Raw genomic sequence first — 15,176 nt, forward strand, 5'->3', positions numbered from 1 at the left:
CGCCTCGCGAGGCGGCCGCGCGCCGGTCAGCAGGTCGTCAGCAACCGGTCCAGCACGCGCGTGCCGAAGCGCAGCGCGTCGACCGGCACCCGCTCGTCGACGCCGTGGAACATGCCCGCGAAGTCGAGGTCGGCCGGCAGCCGCAGCGGCGCGAAGCCGTATCCGGTGATGCCCAGGAGCGACAGCGACTTGTTGTCGGTGCCGCCCGAGAGCATGTACGGCAGGACGTGGGCGCCCGGGTCCTCCGCGACGACGGCCGCCACCATCGCGTCGACGAGCGCACCCTCGAAGGGCGCCTCGAGACCGGTGTCCCGCACGAGGTCCTCGACCCGCACGTGCGGGCCCACGAGACGGGCGACCGTGGCGTCGAACTCCTCGGAGAGCCCGGGCAGGAAGCGCCCGTCGACCGCCGCGGTGGCGCCACCCGGGATGACGTTCTCCTTGTAGCCCGCGGCCAGCCGCGTCGGGTTCGTCGAGTGCCGCAGCGTCGCACCGACGAACGTCGACGCCGGCCCCAGCGCGTCGACCAGGGCGTCGACGGTCGCCGGGTCCTCGGGGTCGAACGGCAGACCCGTGAGGTCGGCGACGCCCGTGAGCAGCGCCCGCACGGTCGGCGTCAGCTGCAGCGGCCACGCGTGCTCACCGATGCGCGCGACGGCTGCCGCCAGGTGCGTCACCGCGTTGTCGGTGTTGACCTGGCTACCGTGCCCCGCCCGCCCCTGCGCGACGAGCCGCAGCCACGCGAGCCCCTTCTCCGCGGTCTGGAGCAGGTAGACCCGCTGCCCCGCGACGTCGACCGAGAAGCCGCCGACCTCGCTGATCGCCTCGGTCGCACCCGCGAAGAGCTCGGGCCGGTGCTCCACGGCCCAGTGGGCGCCGAGCCGGCCGCCCGCCTCCTCGTCGGCGAACATCGCGAGCACCACGTCCCGCGCGGGGCGCCGCCCCTCGCGCACCATCTGCCGCACGACCGCGAGGACCATGGCGTCCATGTCCTTCATGTCGACGGCCCCGCGCCCCCACACCAGGCCGTCGCGCAGCTCGGCCGCGAACGGGTCGACCGACCAGTCCGCCGCGTGCGCGGGGACGACGTCGAGGTGACCGTGCACGACGAGCGCGGGACGCGACGCGTCGGCACCCTCGAGGCGCACGACGACGTTGGCCCGGCCCGGTGCGCTCTCGAACAGCTCGGGCTCGAGCCCGACGTCCTGCAGCAGACCGACGACGTACTCGGCGGCCTCCCGCTCCCCCGGCCCGCTGCCGTCGCCGGGGTTCGTCGTGTCGATGCGGATGAGGTCGCGGCACAGGTCGACGACCTCGTCCTCGGCGCTCGGGACGGTGCGCACGTCGGCGGTCATCGTGCCGCCAGACCGCGGCGCACCAGCAGCGGCTCGATGTGCGGGTCGCGGCCCCGCAGGTCGCGGAACGCCTGCAGGGGGTCGATGGACCCGCCGCGGCCGAGCAGCCGCGCACGGAAGACGTCGCCGTTCTCGCGACGCAGCCCCCCGTTCTCGGCGAACCAGTCCACGGTGTCCGCGTCGAGCACCTCGGACCAGATGTACGCGTAGTACCCGGCCGAGTAGCCGCTGCCGAAGATGTGGTTGAAGTACGTCGTGCGGTAGCGCGGCGGGACGGTCCGCAGGTCGACGCCCGCGTCGCGTAGCGCACGGGCCTCGAACTCCTCGACCTGCTCCGGGGCGGTCGGCACGTCCTGCGGGGCGAGCCGGTACCAGGCCTGGTCCAGCAGCGCGGCCGCGAGGTACTCCGTGGTGGCGAACCCCTCCCCGTCCTGCTGGGAGGCGATCAGCGTCTCGATCCACTGCTCCGGCATCGGCTCACCGGTCTCGTGGTGGACGGCGTAGCTGCGGATGACCTCGGGGTGCAGCGCCCACATCTCGTTGACCTGCGAGGGGTACTCGACGAAGTCGCGCGGCACGCTGGTGCCGGACTGCGAGGGGTACCGCACGGCGGACAGCAGACCGTGCAGCGCGTGACCGAACTCGTGGAAGAGCGTGATCACCTCGTCCCACGTGAGCAGCGTCGGCTGCCCCGCGGGCGGCTGCGGCACGTTGAGGTTGTTGACGACGACCGGCGCCTCGCCCAGGAGCGCCGACTGGTCGACGAGCGAGTTCATCCATGCCCCGCCACGCTTGGCCGGCCGCGTCCACCAGTCACCGAGGAACAGGCCCAGCCCGGAGCCGTCCGCGTCGAACACCTCGAACACGCGCACGTCGGGGTGGTAGCCGACGAGGTCGTGGCGCTCGGCGAACGTCAGCCCGTAGAGCCGGTTCGCCGCGAGGAACACGCCGTCGGCGAGCACGCGCTCGAGCTCGAGGTACGGGCGCAGCTCGGCCTCGTCGAGGGCCCGCCGCTCCTGGCGGACCCGGCCGGCGTAGTACGACCAGTCCCACGGCTCGAGCGACGCGCCCGGGTGGTCCGCCTGCAGCGCGTGCTCCAGGTCGGCGGCCTCGGCGCGCGCGTTGGCGACCGCGGCCGGAGCCAGGCGCGTCAGCATCTCCTCGACGGCCTGCGCCGAACCGGCCGTCGCGTCCGCCGCGACGTAGGCGGCGTGGTGCTCGAACCCCAGCAGGCGGGCGCGCTCGGCGCGCAGCCGCACCAGACCGAGCAGGGTGCTCCGCGTGTCGTGCTCGTCGCCCGTCGCACCGCGCGTGGTCGACGCGGTCATGACCCGCTCCCGCAGGCCGCGGTCGCGCAGGAGCGACAGCACGGACTGCTGCGTGGGCAGCTGCAGCTCGATCAGCCACGCACCCTCGTGCCCACGCGCGGCGGCGGCCTGCGCCGCGGCGTCGCGGGCGTCGTCGGGCAGTCCGTCCAGCTCCGCCTCGTCGGTCACCAGGACCGCCGCGGCGTTGGCACCCGCGAGCAGCAGCCGCCCGAACGCCGCGTCGAGCGTCGTGATCTCCGCGTTGATCGCGCGCAGCCGCTGCTGGTCCGCCTCGCCCAGCCCGACACCGGCGCGCGCGAACCGCGTGCGCGTGCGGTGCAGCAGCCACGCGGTGTCGGGGGCGAGCTCGGCGCCGTCGTCGGCCACGCGCGCGGCCAGGGCCTCGACGCGCGCGTGCAGGCGCGCGTCGAGCCAGATGGCGTCCGAGTGCTCCGCGAGCAGCGGCGCGACCTGCTCCTCGACGTCCTGGAGGCCCGGCGTCGACTCGGCACCCGACTGGACGTAGAACGCCGAGGCCGCACGGTGCAGGAGCCGGCCCGAGCGCTCGAGCGCCTCGAGCGTGTTCTCGACCGTCGGGTCGGCCGGGTCGGTCGCGATCGCCTCGACCTCGGCGCGCTGCTCGGCCATCCCGGCGAGCAGCGCGGGCAGGTAGTGCTCCTCGCCCAGCTCACGGAAGTCGGGCAGCCCGTACGGCAGGTCGGACGCACGGGCGAAGGGGTTGCTGGCGGCGAGCGGCAGCGCGTCGGAGGTCATGGGTCCCATCGTCACATCCCGCGGGGGCGCTCCGTGCCGCTGGTCGCGGTCAGCGCGTGACGCTCGTGCGGGTGGTCCCCGTGGGCGTGGTGAGCACGTCGGCCGGGGGCGTCCAGGGGCGTCCGTGCGCCTGCGCGACGGCGGCGTTGAGCAGCTGCCCGGCGTGCGTGGTCAACCCGGCCGCGAGCGCGGGGTCCGCGGTGGCGGCGGCCCGCCAGCCGTCGCCCGCGAGCGCCGCGAGGTACGGGAGGGTCACGTTGGTCAGCGCGCGCGTCGAGGTCACGGGCACGGCACCGGGCATGTTGGCGACGCAGTAGAACAGCGAGCCGTGAACGGGGAACGTGGGGTCGTCGTGGGTCGTGGCGTGCGTGCTCTCGAAGCAGCCGCCCTGGTCGACGGCGACGTCGACGAGGACCGAGCCGCGCCGCATGCGGGACACCAGCTCGTCGCTCACGAGGCGCGGGGCGCGGGCCCCCGGCAGGAGCACGGCCCCGACGACGAGGTCGGCGTCGAGCAGCTCGCGCTCGATCGCCCAGGCGGACGACGCGAGGGTGCGCACGCGTCCGTCGAAGAGGTCGTCGAGCTCGCGCAGGCGTGGCAGGGACAGGTCGAGCACGGTCACGTCGGCGCGCATGCCGACGGCGATCTGGGCGGCGTGGGTGCCCACGACGCCACCGCCGAGGACGACGACCTTCGCGCCGTCGACGCCCGGGACGCCGCCGAGCAGGACGCCGCGACCGCCGGCGTGACGCATGAGGTGGTAGGCGCCGACCTGCGTGGCCAGGCGTCCGGCGACCTCGCTCATGGGGGCGAGCAGGGGCAGCGAGCCGTCGGGGAGCTGCACGGTCTCGTAGGCGATCGCGGTGGTGCCCGCGGCGAGGAGCGCGTCGGTCGTCGCGCGGTCGGCGGCGAGGTGCAGGTACGTGAACAGGGTCAGGTCGTCGCGCAGGTACGCGTGCTCGGCGGGCTCCGGCTCCTTGACCTTGCACACGAGCTCGGCGGCCCAGGCGTCGGCCGGCGTGGGCACGACGCGGGCGCCGGCAGCCGCGTAGTCCGCGTCCTCGATCGCGGAGCCCGTGCCGGCACCCGTCTCGACCAGGACGTCGTGGCCGGCGGCGACGAGGTGCTGCGCGCCTGCCGGCGTGAGTGCCACGCGGTGCTCGCCGTTCTTGGTCTCGCGCGGGATGCCGACCTGCATGGTGGGGCTCCTGTCGGGAGGCGGGGACGGTGGTGGGTCCCCGGGGGTGCGACGTGGCTGTCCTTCGACGGTACGGCGCCGGGCGGGCGTTCGGTAGCGTGCGGGCCATGGCAGCGACCGGCCCGACACCCGGCTCGTCGGGTGCCGCGCCCGTGCACCGCAAGTCCCGGCACGACGCACCGCACGGGTTCTTCGCGTGCGAGGCGGCCGGGCTGCGCTGGCTCGCCGCCGCGGGCGGTGCCCGCGTGGTGCAGGTGCTGGAGGTCGCCGACGACCACCTCGACCTCGTCCGGCTGCGGCCGGTGCCTCCGGGGCGGGACGCGGCCCGCGCGTTCGGCGCCGCGCTGGCACGCACGCACGACGCGGGCGCCGACGCGTTCGGCGTCCCGCCCGACGGCTGGACCGGCGACGGCTGGTTCGGCCCGCTCGACGCACCGCTGCCGATGCGCTCCGGCCGGTACGACGCATGGGGCGCGTTCCTCGCCGACTGCCGGGTCGGGCCCGTCGCCGACGCCCTGCGCGGCGCAGGCCTGACGACGCGCGCCGACGACGCCGCGTTCGACCGCCTCCGCCACCTGCTGCACGACGGCCGGTGGGACGACCCCGACCCCCCGGCACGCCTCCACGGCGACCTGTGGCAGGGCAACGTCGTGTGGACGGACGAGGGGGCCACGCTCATCGACCCCGCGGCGCACGGCGGGCACCGCGAGACGGACCTCGCGATGCTCGCGCTGTTCGGCCTCCCGCACCTGCAGGACGTCCTGGACGGCTACCAGGAGGTGCACCCGCTGCACGGCGGCTGGCGTCACCGGGTGGGGCTGCACCAGCTGTACCCGGTGGCGGTGCACGCGCTGCTGTTCGGTGGCGGGTACGTCGAGCACACCCGACGGCTGCTGCATGCCGTCGCGCCGGCCTGACCGCCCACCGTCGTGCACGGGCGCGACGTGCGCTCGTGTGAGGGCTTGGTGAGGGGTCGCGCAGCCGCCGCGCCGCTCCCAGGTGCGCGGGTTAACCTCACGCGTCGCTCCAGGTCGGCCGCCCAGCTGCCGAGACCTGGAGGGACGCACCGTCGCCGCAGAGGAGGACGACCATCTCCAGGCCCATCGTGCTCGTGCACGGCACCCGGACCTCGTCGGAGATCTGGCACGCCCAGGTCGCCGCGCTGCGCCACGGCGGCCACCCGACGTTCGCGATCGACCTGCCGGGCCACGGCACCCGCAGCGACGAGCGCTTCACGCTCGACGGCGCCCTCGCGGCGATCGACGAGGCGGTCGAGGCCTGCCCGTCGCCCCCGCTGCTGGTGGGCCTCTCGCTCGGCGGGTACGTCTCCCTGGCGTACGCGAGCCGGCACGAGGGCAAGCTCGCGGGCGTCGTCCTGGCGGGCTGCTCGACCGAGATCAAGGGCAAGCCGCTGCACCTGTACCGGCGGGCGTCGACGCGGGTGGCGCGGTGGCTGGGTCTCGGGCAGGGGACGTGGCACGTCGTCACCGACATGCTGGGCGCGCTCGCCGGGTACTCGCCGCTGCGGGACCTGCGCCGGCTCCTGCTGCCGGTGTGGGTCGTCAACGGCCGGCGTGACCCCCTGCGTCTCGACGAGCGGCGCTACCTGCGCGCGCTGCCGGGCGTCCGTCTGACCGTCGTGCCGCGCGCCGGGCACGACGTGAACTCCCACGCCCCGGCAGCGTTCAACCGGGTCCTGCTCGACGCCCTGCACGAGCTCGGCGCGCAGACCCACCGCGTCTCGACCGCCTGACCAGTCTCCTGACCGCACCGGACCAGCGAAGGAGCACGGGATGGAGCGCATCGCGGTCCTGTCCGACGTCCACGGCAACATGACGGCCTTCGACGCCGTGCTGCGGGACGTCGACGCGCGCGGCATCGACACGGTCCTCAACCTGGGCGACGTGGTGGGCAAGGGCCCGCGCGGATCCGCGGCGGTCGCGCGCAGCCGCGAGCGCTGCGCACTGACCGTACGCGGCAACTGGGACGACTTCCTGCCGCGGCCCGAGACCGTGCGCGACGAGGCCCTGACCTGGTGGTACGACGAGCTCACGCCCGACGACCACGCGTGGCTCCTGGGACTGCCGCTCGTGCACCACCTGGAGCTCAGCGGGCGGCGGATCCGGCTGCTGCACGCCTCGGCGCGCAGCGTGCACGTGCGTGTGCGGTTCCACCACACGCCCGAGGAGTTCGACGGGATGTTCGCCACGACGGAGCTGACGGGCGACGGTCCGAGCCCGACGATGGTCGGCTACGGCGACGTCCACGACGCCTACGTCGAGACGTTCGAGGGACGCACGCTGTTCAACGTCGGCAGCGTCGGCAACCCGCTCGACGAGCCGACCGCGTCGTACGTGGTCCTCGAGGGCGAGCCGGGCGGTGACGCCACCGCACCCTTCGCGCTCCAGGTCGTGCGCGTGCCCTACGACGTGGAGGCGGAGATCGCCGTGGCGCGCGACCTGCGCATGCCGCAGCGCGAGGCCTACGCGATCGAGCTGCGGACGGCCGTCTACCGCGGTCTGCACGCGGAACGGGGTCTGCGCGCGGACGACGTGTGACGTCCGCCGGCGGACCTCAGCGGTCGTCGGCAGCGAGGAAGGTCCGCAGCACCGAGACGAACGCCTCCGGCTGTTCGGAGTGCACCCAGTGCCCCGCGCCCTTGAGCGTGACGAGCGTCGTGCGGGGGAACAGGCGCCGCATCGCCGGCCCGTGCTCGGGGCGCACGTAGTCGGACCGGTCGCCCGCCACCCACAGCACGGGGTGGTCGAAGACGGCGTCGCCGACGTCCGGGAAGCCGCCGATCTCGGGGAGGTCGCGCCGCAGCAGGTCGAGGTTGGCCTGCCACCGGAAGCCGCCGTCGGCGGCGCGCAGGTTCTGCAGGAGGAACCCGCGCACGCGCGCGTCGTCGACGCGTGCGGCGAGCTGCTCGTCCGCCTCGCCGCGCCGCGTCACCGTCGTCAGGTCGATCGCCGCGAGGCTGTCGAGCAGGTGCGCGAACTCCCCCTGGGAGCCGCCCGACGCCGGCGCGATGTCCGCGACGACCAGCCGCTCGACGAGGTCGGGGTGGCGCAGCGCGAGGAGCATCGCGACCTTGCCGCCCATGGAGTGCCCGACCACGTGGACCGGTCCGTCGGCCGCGAACCCGGCGCGCAGGTGGTCCGCGACGAGGTCCGCGGTCGACGCGTAGTCGAACCGGTCGGTCCAGGCCGACCGGCCGTGGTTGGGCAGGTCCACGAGCAGCGAGCGGTACTCCGGGAGCAGGCCCTTGGCGATCTGCGTGAAGTTGCGCCCCTGCCCGAACAAGCCGTGCAGGAAGACGACGGGCGCACCCGCGTCGCCCACGGTCGTGCTGGTCAGGGTGCCGGACGCGCTGCTGCTCACGGGGCACGAGCCTAGGCCGTGGGCATGCCGTGCACCCGACGGCGGGCCGCGCTGCCGAGGGCGGATCCGCCGTGAGCAGCGCCGCCGACCCCGCGTGCGGTCGGCGGCGCAGGGTGGACCCATGAGCACCCCGACGCCCCTGCGGCCCTACGACGACGAGCTGCTGGCACGGCTCGCCCACGAGCGCATCGTCGTGCTGAGCACGGCGCTCGACGAGGAGACGGGCCACCGCCTGGCGGCCCAGCTCCTCCTGCTGTCCACCGAGGACCCGCACGCCGACGTGACGCTGTGGATCAGCTCACCCGGCGGGTCGGTGCCCGCGATGCTGGCGATCCACGACGTCATGCGCCTGATCCCGAACGACGTGCGGACCGTCGCGGTCGGCATGGCCGCGAGCGCCGGTCAGTTCCTGCTCTCGGCGGGTACGCCCGGCAAGCGGTTCGCGATGCCGCACGCACGCGTGCTGCTGCACCAGGGCTCGGCGGGCATCGGCGGTACCGCCGTCGACGTCGAGCTGCAGGCCGACGACCTGCGGCACACGCGCGACACCGTGCTGGGGCTCGTCGCGCAGCACACCGGGCAGAGCGTCGAGCGCGTGCGGGAGGACTCGCTGCGCGACCGGTGGTTCACGGCGGACGAGGCGATCGCCTACGGGTTCGTCGACGCGATCGCCGGCGACGTGGCCGACGTGCGACCGGCAGGCCGCCGCGGCGTCGTCGGCATCGGGGTCGCGGGGGTGGACGCATGAGCGGGTACCTGGTGCCGAACGTCGTCGAACGTCGCGGCAACGTGGAGCGCACGGTCGACGTGTTCAGCCGGCTGCTGTCCGAGCGGATCGTGTACCTCGGCACCCCGATCGACGACCAGGTGGCGAACGTGCTGGTCGCCCAGCTGCTGCACCTGGAGTCCGAGAACCCGGACCTGCCGATCCAGCTGTACGTCAACTCCCCCGGCGGCTCCACGTCGGCCATGCTCGCGGTGTACGACGCGATGCAGTACGTGCGGCCCGACGTCGAGACCACGTGCGTCGGCCAGGCGGCCGCCGACGCGGCGGTGCTGCTCGCGGGCGGCGCCGCGGGACGCCGGTCGATCCTCGCGCACGGGCGTGTCGTGCTGCACCAGCCGTCGACGCGCGGCCAGGGCACGATCCCGGACCTCATCCTGGCGGCGGACGAGGTCGTGCGGGTGCGCGCCGAGCTCGAGGAGGTGCTGTCCCGGCACACCGGCAAGGACGCCGCGACGCTGCGGCGCGACACGGACCGCGACCTCGTGCTCACGGCCACGGAGGCGGTGGCCTACGGCCTCGCGGACCAGGTCGTGTCGGTCCGCCCGCGGTGAGGGTCCCGGTCCCGTGTCAGGCCGCGAGCAGTGTCGTCGCGCGGGGCGCCGGCGCCGCGCGACGCGGCGCGCTCCCGGACGTCAGGGACAGCACGGCGCCCCGCCGGACGGGCGCGTCGAGCGCGTCGAGCGCGTCGACGATGCCCTGGGCGAGGTCCACCAGCGTCAGCCCGAGAGCCGCCGTGATCGCCGCGAGGACCTCCGACGACGGCTCCTTGAGGCCCCGCTCGACCTCAGAGAGGTACTGCGGCGACAGTCGCGCGCGGACGGCGACGTCGACGAGCCGCAGGCCGCGGTCCTCGCGGGCGGCGCGCAGCAGCGCGCCGATGGTGCGCCGCCACGCGGACGGCGCGCGGGCCAGGACGAGGGGGACGACGTCGCGCTCCATGACGCGAACCTATCGACGCCCGCGGACCAGCGGACCCGCGATCCGCTCACGGCAGAACGGCCGCCCAGGTCGTGGGGACGTCGAGGCGCCCCGGGTGGTCTCGACGCGGTCGACCTGACGGGCGCCGAACGTGTTGACATCCGTCGAACGCTCCCACGAGACTCGCCTACCTGCACCGACGGACATGTCGGGCACAGGTGTCGAAACCGCCTCGCCGTTCGGGGCTCGTCGTGCACGCTCGACGTCCGGCGCCTGCCAGGGGGCGACGAGGGGACCGGCGTGAGGCCACGACTGTCGACGTACTGGTCGGAGGCCGTCGAGCCGCGACTCTTCCTGTTCTCCCAGCTGCGCGACCTGCCCCGGGGCCTGACGACCGGCGTCGTCGCCCTCAACGTGGTCGTCGGGCTCCTGCCCGTCGCCTTCGTCGTGGGGACCAGCGTCGTGGTGGGGCGCGTGCCGGCGGCCGTCCGGGACGGCACCGGCTCGCCCGCGGCACGTGAGCTCATGGTGGCGTTCGCCCTGACCGGGGCCACGTTCCTGCTGCAGCAGGTGCTGACGCCCGTCTCGGTCTCGCTCGGGCAGCGCCTCCGGCACCGCGTCGACGGCACGTTCCACGACCGCCTCATGGCGGCGTCGCTGCGCAGCGCGGGCATCGCACCCCTGGAGGAGCAGGAGTCGCTGAGCGACCTGCTCCGGGCGTCCGAGGGTCTGGCGAAGGCCAACCGGACGCCCGGCGACGCGATCGCGGGGCTGTTCGCGCTCGTCGTGCGGTACAGCCGGCTCGCCGGGTTCCTCGCCCTGATCGGCGTCTCGTTCACCTGGTGGGCCGCCGGCGCGATGCTGGTCGTCACCATGGCCTTCCGCTTCGGCCAGCGCGGTGGGATCCGCATCTACACGCGCCGCTGGACCGAGCGCACGGACGCCCGCCGCGAGGCCGACTACTTCCGGACCCTCGGCATGAGCGCGGCGGCGGCCAAGGAGATGCGCGTCTTCGGGCTCGCGGGGTGGGCCAAGGGCCGTTACGAACGTCGGGCGCTCGACAGCATCACCCCGATCTGGGAGGAGCGGCGCCGCGTCAGCGGACGCAACTTCCTGTTGTTCACCGCCCTGGGGATCGTCCTGGGCTCACTCGTGCTCGTCGCCGTGCTCCGTGCCGCGGCTGCAGGCGACCTGGACCTCACGGCCCTGGTCCTGACCCTGCAGGCGGTCGTGGCGGCGACCATGCTCGGCGAGTTCTACCACGAGGCCGACGCGCCCACGCAGTTCGGCATGATCTCCGCCCGTGCGCTGACGTCCTTCGAGCGTCGGGTCGCGGACCTCGCACGGGACGACGTCGCGTCGCACGGCACGGCGGCCGTCCCGACCGCCGACCTCCCCGTCCGCGGCATCCGGCTGGCGGACGTCACGTTCCGGTACCCGAACGCCTCCCGGCCGGTCCTCGACGGTCTCGACCTCGAGCTGCGCGCCGGCGAGTGCACAGCCGTCGTGGGCGTGAACGGCGCGGGCAAGACGACGCTCGTCAAGCTCCTCACGCGTCTGTACGACCCCACGGAGGGGGCCGTCCTGATCGACGGGACCGACCTGCGCGACCTACCCGTCGACGCGTGGCGACGACAGGTCGGCGTCATCTTCCAGGACTTCAACCGGTACCCCTTCTCCGCCTACGACAACATCGCGCTGGGTGCCGTGGAGCACCGCGACCAGGCCCACGCCGTGCGCACCGCGGCGCACGACGCGGGCATCCTGCCCACCCTCGAGGCCCTGGGTTCCGGCCTGGAGACCCCGCTGGGCCGGCACCAGGCGGACGGCGCCGAGCTCTCGGGCGGGCAGTGGCAGCGGGTGGCGATCGCACGCGCGCTCTTCGCGGTCGCCCAGGGCGCGCGTGTGCTCGTCCTCGACGAGCCGACCGCGGCGCTCGACGTCCGCGCGGAGGCCGCCTTCTTCGCAGAGTTCACACGGCTGACGCGCGGCGTCACGACCCTCCTGATCTCGCACCGGTTCTCCAGCGTGCGGCACGCCGACCGCATCGTCGTGATCGACGACGGCCGCGTGCTGGAGGACGGCACGCACGAGTCGCTCATCGCCTCACCGACCACCTACGCACGGCTGTTCCACCTGCAGGCCCGCCGGTTCGCCGCCGGCCTCGAGGTGGACGACGCCTCGCAGGACACCGAGCTCGACGCCGACCTCGCCGACGTCGGCACGAACCTCGCAGCAGCCGAGGTCGGTGCCGACCTCGACAACGCCCCGGAGGGATCACGATGACGTCGGCCGTCCGCAGCGTGCTCGAGATGCTCGCCCTGGTGGTCCGCACGGACCGCCGCAAGATGCTCGTGGCCGTGTCGCTCATGGTCGCCGGGGGCGCGACGTGGCCCGCGCTCGCCCTCGCACTGCGAGCCGGCATCGACGCGGCGGCCGCGCACGACGCCGCGCGTGCCACCCAGGCGGGCGTGCTGATCGCGCTGTGCACCATCGGCGTGATGATGCTGCAGCACTTCGCGTACATCCCCTACGCCGAGTCCGCCGAGCTGGCGACGATCACCCTCGAGTCGGAGCTGATCGACCTCGCGAACGCCTCGACGAGCCTGCGTCACCACGAGGACCACGAGTTCACCGAGCGCATGACCGTGATGCAGAAGGGCGTGGGCGAGTTCCACGACGGGATCCTGGGCCTGATGTCTCTCGTCGCGCTCGCCACGTCCGCCCTGCTCACGGGCGTCGTCCTGCTCTTCGTGAGCCCGTGGCTGCTGCTGCTGCCCGTGGCCGCCGTCCTGCCCGTCGTGGCCGGTCAACGCGCCCAGGTCATCCTCAACCGCGCCAAGGAGCGGGGCGCCGCGCAGACCCGTGCCGCGTCCGAGCTGTTCGAGCTCGCCACCACGGCGGCGCCCGCGAAGGAGCTGCGGCTGTGCCGGCTGCAGGGTGAGGTCCGCCGCCGGCACGCCGACCTGTGGGACGCGATCGGCACCACGCTGTGGACGGCCGAGCGACGCGCGGCGGCGATCACCGCCCTGGGGCAGCTCGCCTTCGGGGCGGCGTACGTCGGCGGGGTCCTGCTGGTGCTGCGCCAGACCATCAGCGGACGCGGGACGGTCGGCGACGTCGTACTCGTCATCGTCCTCGCCGCCCAGGTCAGCCAGCAGGTGAACTCGGCACTCGACCTGTTCCGCCGCCTGCAGCGGATGGCGCAGGGCATGACGCGGCTGCGCTGGCTCCGCGAGGCCGTCGCCGAGCCGCCCGGTGCGGTCGCCACCACACCCCCGCCGCCCGCGCTGCGGCACGGCATCGACCTCGAGCACGTGAGCTTCGCGTACCCGGGGACCGCACGGGAGATCCTGAGCGACGTCACGGTGCACCTCCCCGCCGGCAGCACGGTCGCGCTCGTCGGTGAGAACGGCGCGGGCAAGTCGACCCTGGTGAACCTGCTGTGCCGGTTCTACGAGACGACGGGCGGACGCATCGTCGTCGACGGGGTCGACCTGGCGCAGGTGTCGCCGCAGGAGTGGCGGGCGCGCGTGGCGGCCGGGTTCCAGGACTTCGTCCGGTTCGAGGTCCTCGCGCGCCACTGCGTGGGCCTGGGCGACCTCGCCCGGACCGACGACGACGCGGCGGTCGCGGACGCCCTCGACCGGGCCCGCGCGGAGCAGGTCGTCGACGGGCTCGCCGACGGTCTCGACACCCAGCTGGGCCGCACGTGGACGGACGGCAGCGAGCTGTCCGGCGGGCAGTGGCAGAAGCTGGCCATCAGCCGCGCGATGATGCGCACGTCTCCCCTGCTGCTCGTGCTCGACGAGCCCGCGTCGGCCCTCGACGCCGAGGCGGAGCACGACCTGTTCGACAGGTACGCCCAGAACGCCGTCCGCGTGGGCCGCGAGACCGGCGCCGTCACCGTGCTGGTGTCCCACCGGTTCTCGACGGTCCAGATGGCCGACACGATCGTCGTGCTGTCGCAGGGCCGCGTCGTGGACCACGGGGACCACGCGTCGCTGCTGCAGCGCGGCGGCCTGTACGCCGAGCTGTACGGCCTGCAGGCCGCCGCCTACTCCTGAGCCGTCACCTCTCCTGACCTTCGACAGATCGACGAGACCATGCCGAGCACGGACGTCCTGACCGTGGTGTCACCGCGCGGAGCGCACGACGACGCGCGGACCCTGCCCCTCACCTGGGCGCAGGCCAACATGTGGCAGGCCATGTGGGGCTACGGCCCGGACGCGCGCTTCCTCGTGATGCGGCTGCCCGTGCCGCTCCCCGGGCCGCTGCCCGCGCACGCGGTGCGTGAGGCGCTGCGCGCGGTGCTCGGCGACCACGAGGTCGTGCGCACCCGGTTCCCGCACGCCGCCCGCCGTCAGCTGGTCGAGCCCGCGGTCGACCTCCCGGTCCTCGTCCTGGAGCCCGACGCGGTCCACGGTGACGCCGTGGCGGTGTTGAGCGACGCGCTGGCTGACAGCGCCGTGGACCCGCAGGGGCCACCGGTGCACGTGGGCCTGCTGCAGCACGGGGGGCGCGTGCACGCCGTGGTCCTCGCGTTCTCCCACCTGGCCTTCGACATCACCGGTGCCCGGCTGCTCCGGGCCCGGGTCGCCGCCGCGCTCGCCCACCCCGGGACGACGCTGCCGCCCACGCGCCAGACCGGGGACCTCGTCGCGCAGGAGACCTCGGTGCAGGCCCGGACCCGCAGCGAGTCCACCCTCGACCGCTGGGAACGTGCCGTGCGTACGGCAGCTCCCGGGCGCGGGATGCGCCCCTGCCTGCCGGGCAGCTACCCCGTGCTGCGCGTGCGGTCCGTCGAGCTGGCGGCCGCGGCGCAGCGGCTCGCGTCGGGCCTGCGCTGCAGCGCAGGCAGCGTCGTCCTCGCCGGGGTCGTCCGTGCCTTCGCGGTGCACACGGGGCGGACGCCGCCGATGTGGCAGCTCGTCGTCGGGAACCGGCACCACGCCGCCCTCGCGGACTTCGTCGGCATCACCGTCCAGAACGGCCCGTTCTCCGCTCCGGCCGGCGCCGCGACGTCCTCGCTGGGGGATCTGGTCGCGCCCGTCCACCGCGGCGCCGTCAACGCCTACCTGAACGCGCGGTACGACACCGACGCGCTGCACGCCCGGATCGGCGACCTCGCCACGACGGGCGACGCGTGCGACCTGTCCTACTTCTTCAACGACGCGCGGCTGGACGCGCGCGGCTGGGAGAGGTGGGCGAACGAGGCGCACGGAGCGGACCGCGACGACGACGCGTCACCCGTCGTGGTGTCCGAGCGCGCGAACGCCGACAGCACGGCGTTCGTGACGCTCGGCGCCGAAGGCCCGGCGGCCCTGCTGTCCCTCCAGGTCGACGAGAGCGTCATCGACCGGGCGACCGCGGGTGCCGTCCTGGCGCAGGTGCGGCAGGACGTGCTGGCCGCCGCTGCGGGACGCGCAGCGGCCGCGGGGTCGCCGCTGTGAGTG

General features: G+C 74.4%; 13 protein-coding genes. 8 read left to right on the forward strand and 5 right to left on the reverse strand.

The window, feature by feature from the left end:
• Positions 1–26 precede the first annotated feature (26 nt).
• Genes H9657_RS01935 through ald form a run of 3 tightly spaced genes read right to left on the reverse strand, consistent with a single transcriptional unit; the run spans position 27 to position 4,634 of the window.
• Positions 27–1,355 (reverse strand): M20/M25/M40 family metallo-hydrolase, encoded by a 1,329-nt coding sequence (locus tag H9657_RS01935; RefSeq protein WP_191779745.1) that lies wholly within the window; start codon positions 1,353–1,355, stop codon positions 27–29.
• Positions 1,352–3,445 (reverse strand): M3 family metallopeptidase, encoded by a 2,094-nt coding sequence (locus H9657_RS01940; protein ID WP_404813127.1) that lies wholly within the window; start codon positions 3,443–3,445, stop codon positions 1,352–1,354. The genes H9657_RS01935 and H9657_RS01940 overlap by 4 nt, the downstream gene beginning before the upstream one ends.
• A gap of 40 nt (positions 3,446–3,485) precedes the next feature.
• Positions 3,486–4,634 (reverse strand): alanine dehydrogenase, encoded by a 1,149-nt coding sequence (gene ald / locus H9657_RS01945; RefSeq protein WP_191779749.1) that lies wholly within the window; start codon positions 4,632–4,634, stop codon positions 3,486–3,488.
• A 107-nt stretch (positions 4,635–4,741) separates the two neighbouring features.
• Between ald and H9657_RS01950 the strand changes: the two genes are divergently transcribed.
• The 3 genes from H9657_RS01950 to H9657_RS01960 all read left to right on the forward strand — a co-directional run bounded on the left by H9657_RS01950 (position 4,742) and on the right by H9657_RS01960 (position 7,192).
• Positions 4,742–5,551: a fructosamine kinase family protein gene (locus H9657_RS01950; RefSeq protein ID WP_191779751.1), complete on the forward strand. Its 810-nt coding sequence runs from the start codon at positions 4,742–4,744 to the stop codon at positions 5,549–5,551.
• 188 nt (positions 5,552–5,739) lie between these two features.
• Positions 5,740–6,387, forward strand: coding sequence for an alpha/beta fold hydrolase (locus tag H9657_RS01955; protein ID WP_191779753.1), 648 nt, complete (start codon positions 5,740–5,742; stop codon positions 6,385–6,387).
• A gap of 40 nt (positions 6,388–6,427) precedes the next feature.
• Entirely contained in the window at positions 6,428–7,192 is a 765-nt protein-coding gene (locus tag H9657_RS01960) for a metallophosphoesterase family protein (protein ID WP_191779755.1), read from the forward strand.
• A 16-nt stretch (positions 7,193–7,208) separates the two neighbouring features.
• On the opposite strand, the gene H9657_RS01965 is transcribed toward H9657_RS01960, so the two are convergent.
• The gene (locus H9657_RS01965) at positions 7,209–8,015 is read right to left on the reverse strand and encodes an alpha/beta fold hydrolase (protein ID WP_191779758.1); all 807 of its coding nucleotides are present in this window, start codon (positions 8,013–8,015) and stop codon (positions 7,209–7,211) included.
• A 121-nt stretch (positions 8,016–8,136) separates the two neighbouring features.
• Here H9657_RS01965 and H9657_RS01970 point away from each other — a divergent pair, with 121 nt between their 5' ends.
• Both H9657_RS01970 and H9657_RS01975 read left to right on the forward strand, forming a co-directional pair.
• Positions 8,137–8,763 (forward strand): ClpP family protease, encoded by a 627-nt coding sequence (locus tag H9657_RS01970; protein WP_191779760.1) that lies wholly within the window; start codon positions 8,137–8,139, stop codon positions 8,761–8,763.
• Positions 8,760–9,353, forward strand: coding sequence for a ClpP family protease (locus H9657_RS01975; RefSeq protein ID WP_191779761.1), 594 nt, complete (start codon positions 8,760–8,762; stop codon positions 9,351–9,353). The genes H9657_RS01970 and H9657_RS01975 overlap by 4 nt, the downstream gene beginning before the upstream one ends.
• A gap of 16 nt (positions 9,354–9,369) precedes the next feature.
• Here the strand turns inward: H9657_RS01975 and H9657_RS01980 are convergent, their stop codons facing one another.
• Positions 9,370–9,741 carry a helix-turn-helix domain-containing protein gene (locus tag H9657_RS01980; RefSeq protein ID WP_191779764.1) on the reverse strand — a complete coding sequence of 124 codons (372 nt, stop codon included), beginning with the start codon at positions 9,739–9,741 and terminating at the stop codon, positions 9,370–9,372.
• A 279-nt stretch (positions 9,742–10,020) separates the two neighbouring features.
• Between H9657_RS01980 and H9657_RS19480 the strand changes: the two genes are divergently transcribed.
• The 3 genes from H9657_RS19480 to H9657_RS01995 are packed head-to-tail and all read left to right on the forward strand — an operon-like array spanning position 10,021 to position 15,173.
• Positions 10,021–12,006, forward strand: a complete 1,986-nt coding sequence (locus H9657_RS19480) for an ABC transporter ATP-binding protein (RefSeq protein WP_191779766.1) — start codon at positions 10,021–10,023, stop codon at positions 12,004–12,006.
• Positions 12,003–13,787: an ABC transporter ATP-binding protein gene (locus tag H9657_RS01990; RefSeq protein ID WP_191779768.1), complete on the forward strand. Its 1,785-nt coding sequence runs from the start codon at positions 12,003–12,005 to the stop codon at positions 13,785–13,787. The genes H9657_RS19480 and H9657_RS01990 overlap by 4 nt, the downstream gene beginning before the upstream one ends.
• 39 nt (positions 13,788–13,826) lie before the next feature.
• Positions 13,827–15,173, forward strand: coding sequence for a condensation domain-containing protein (locus H9657_RS01995; RefSeq protein WP_191779770.1), 1,347 nt, complete (start codon positions 13,827–13,829; stop codon positions 15,171–15,173).
• Positions 15,174–15,176: the final 3 nt, after the last annotated feature.

The organism is Cellulomonas avistercoris (assembly GCF_014836445.1).
Taxonomy (GTDB): domain Bacteria; phylum Actinomycetota; class Actinomycetes; order Actinomycetales; family Cellulomonadaceae; genus Cellulomonas; species Cellulomonas avistercoris.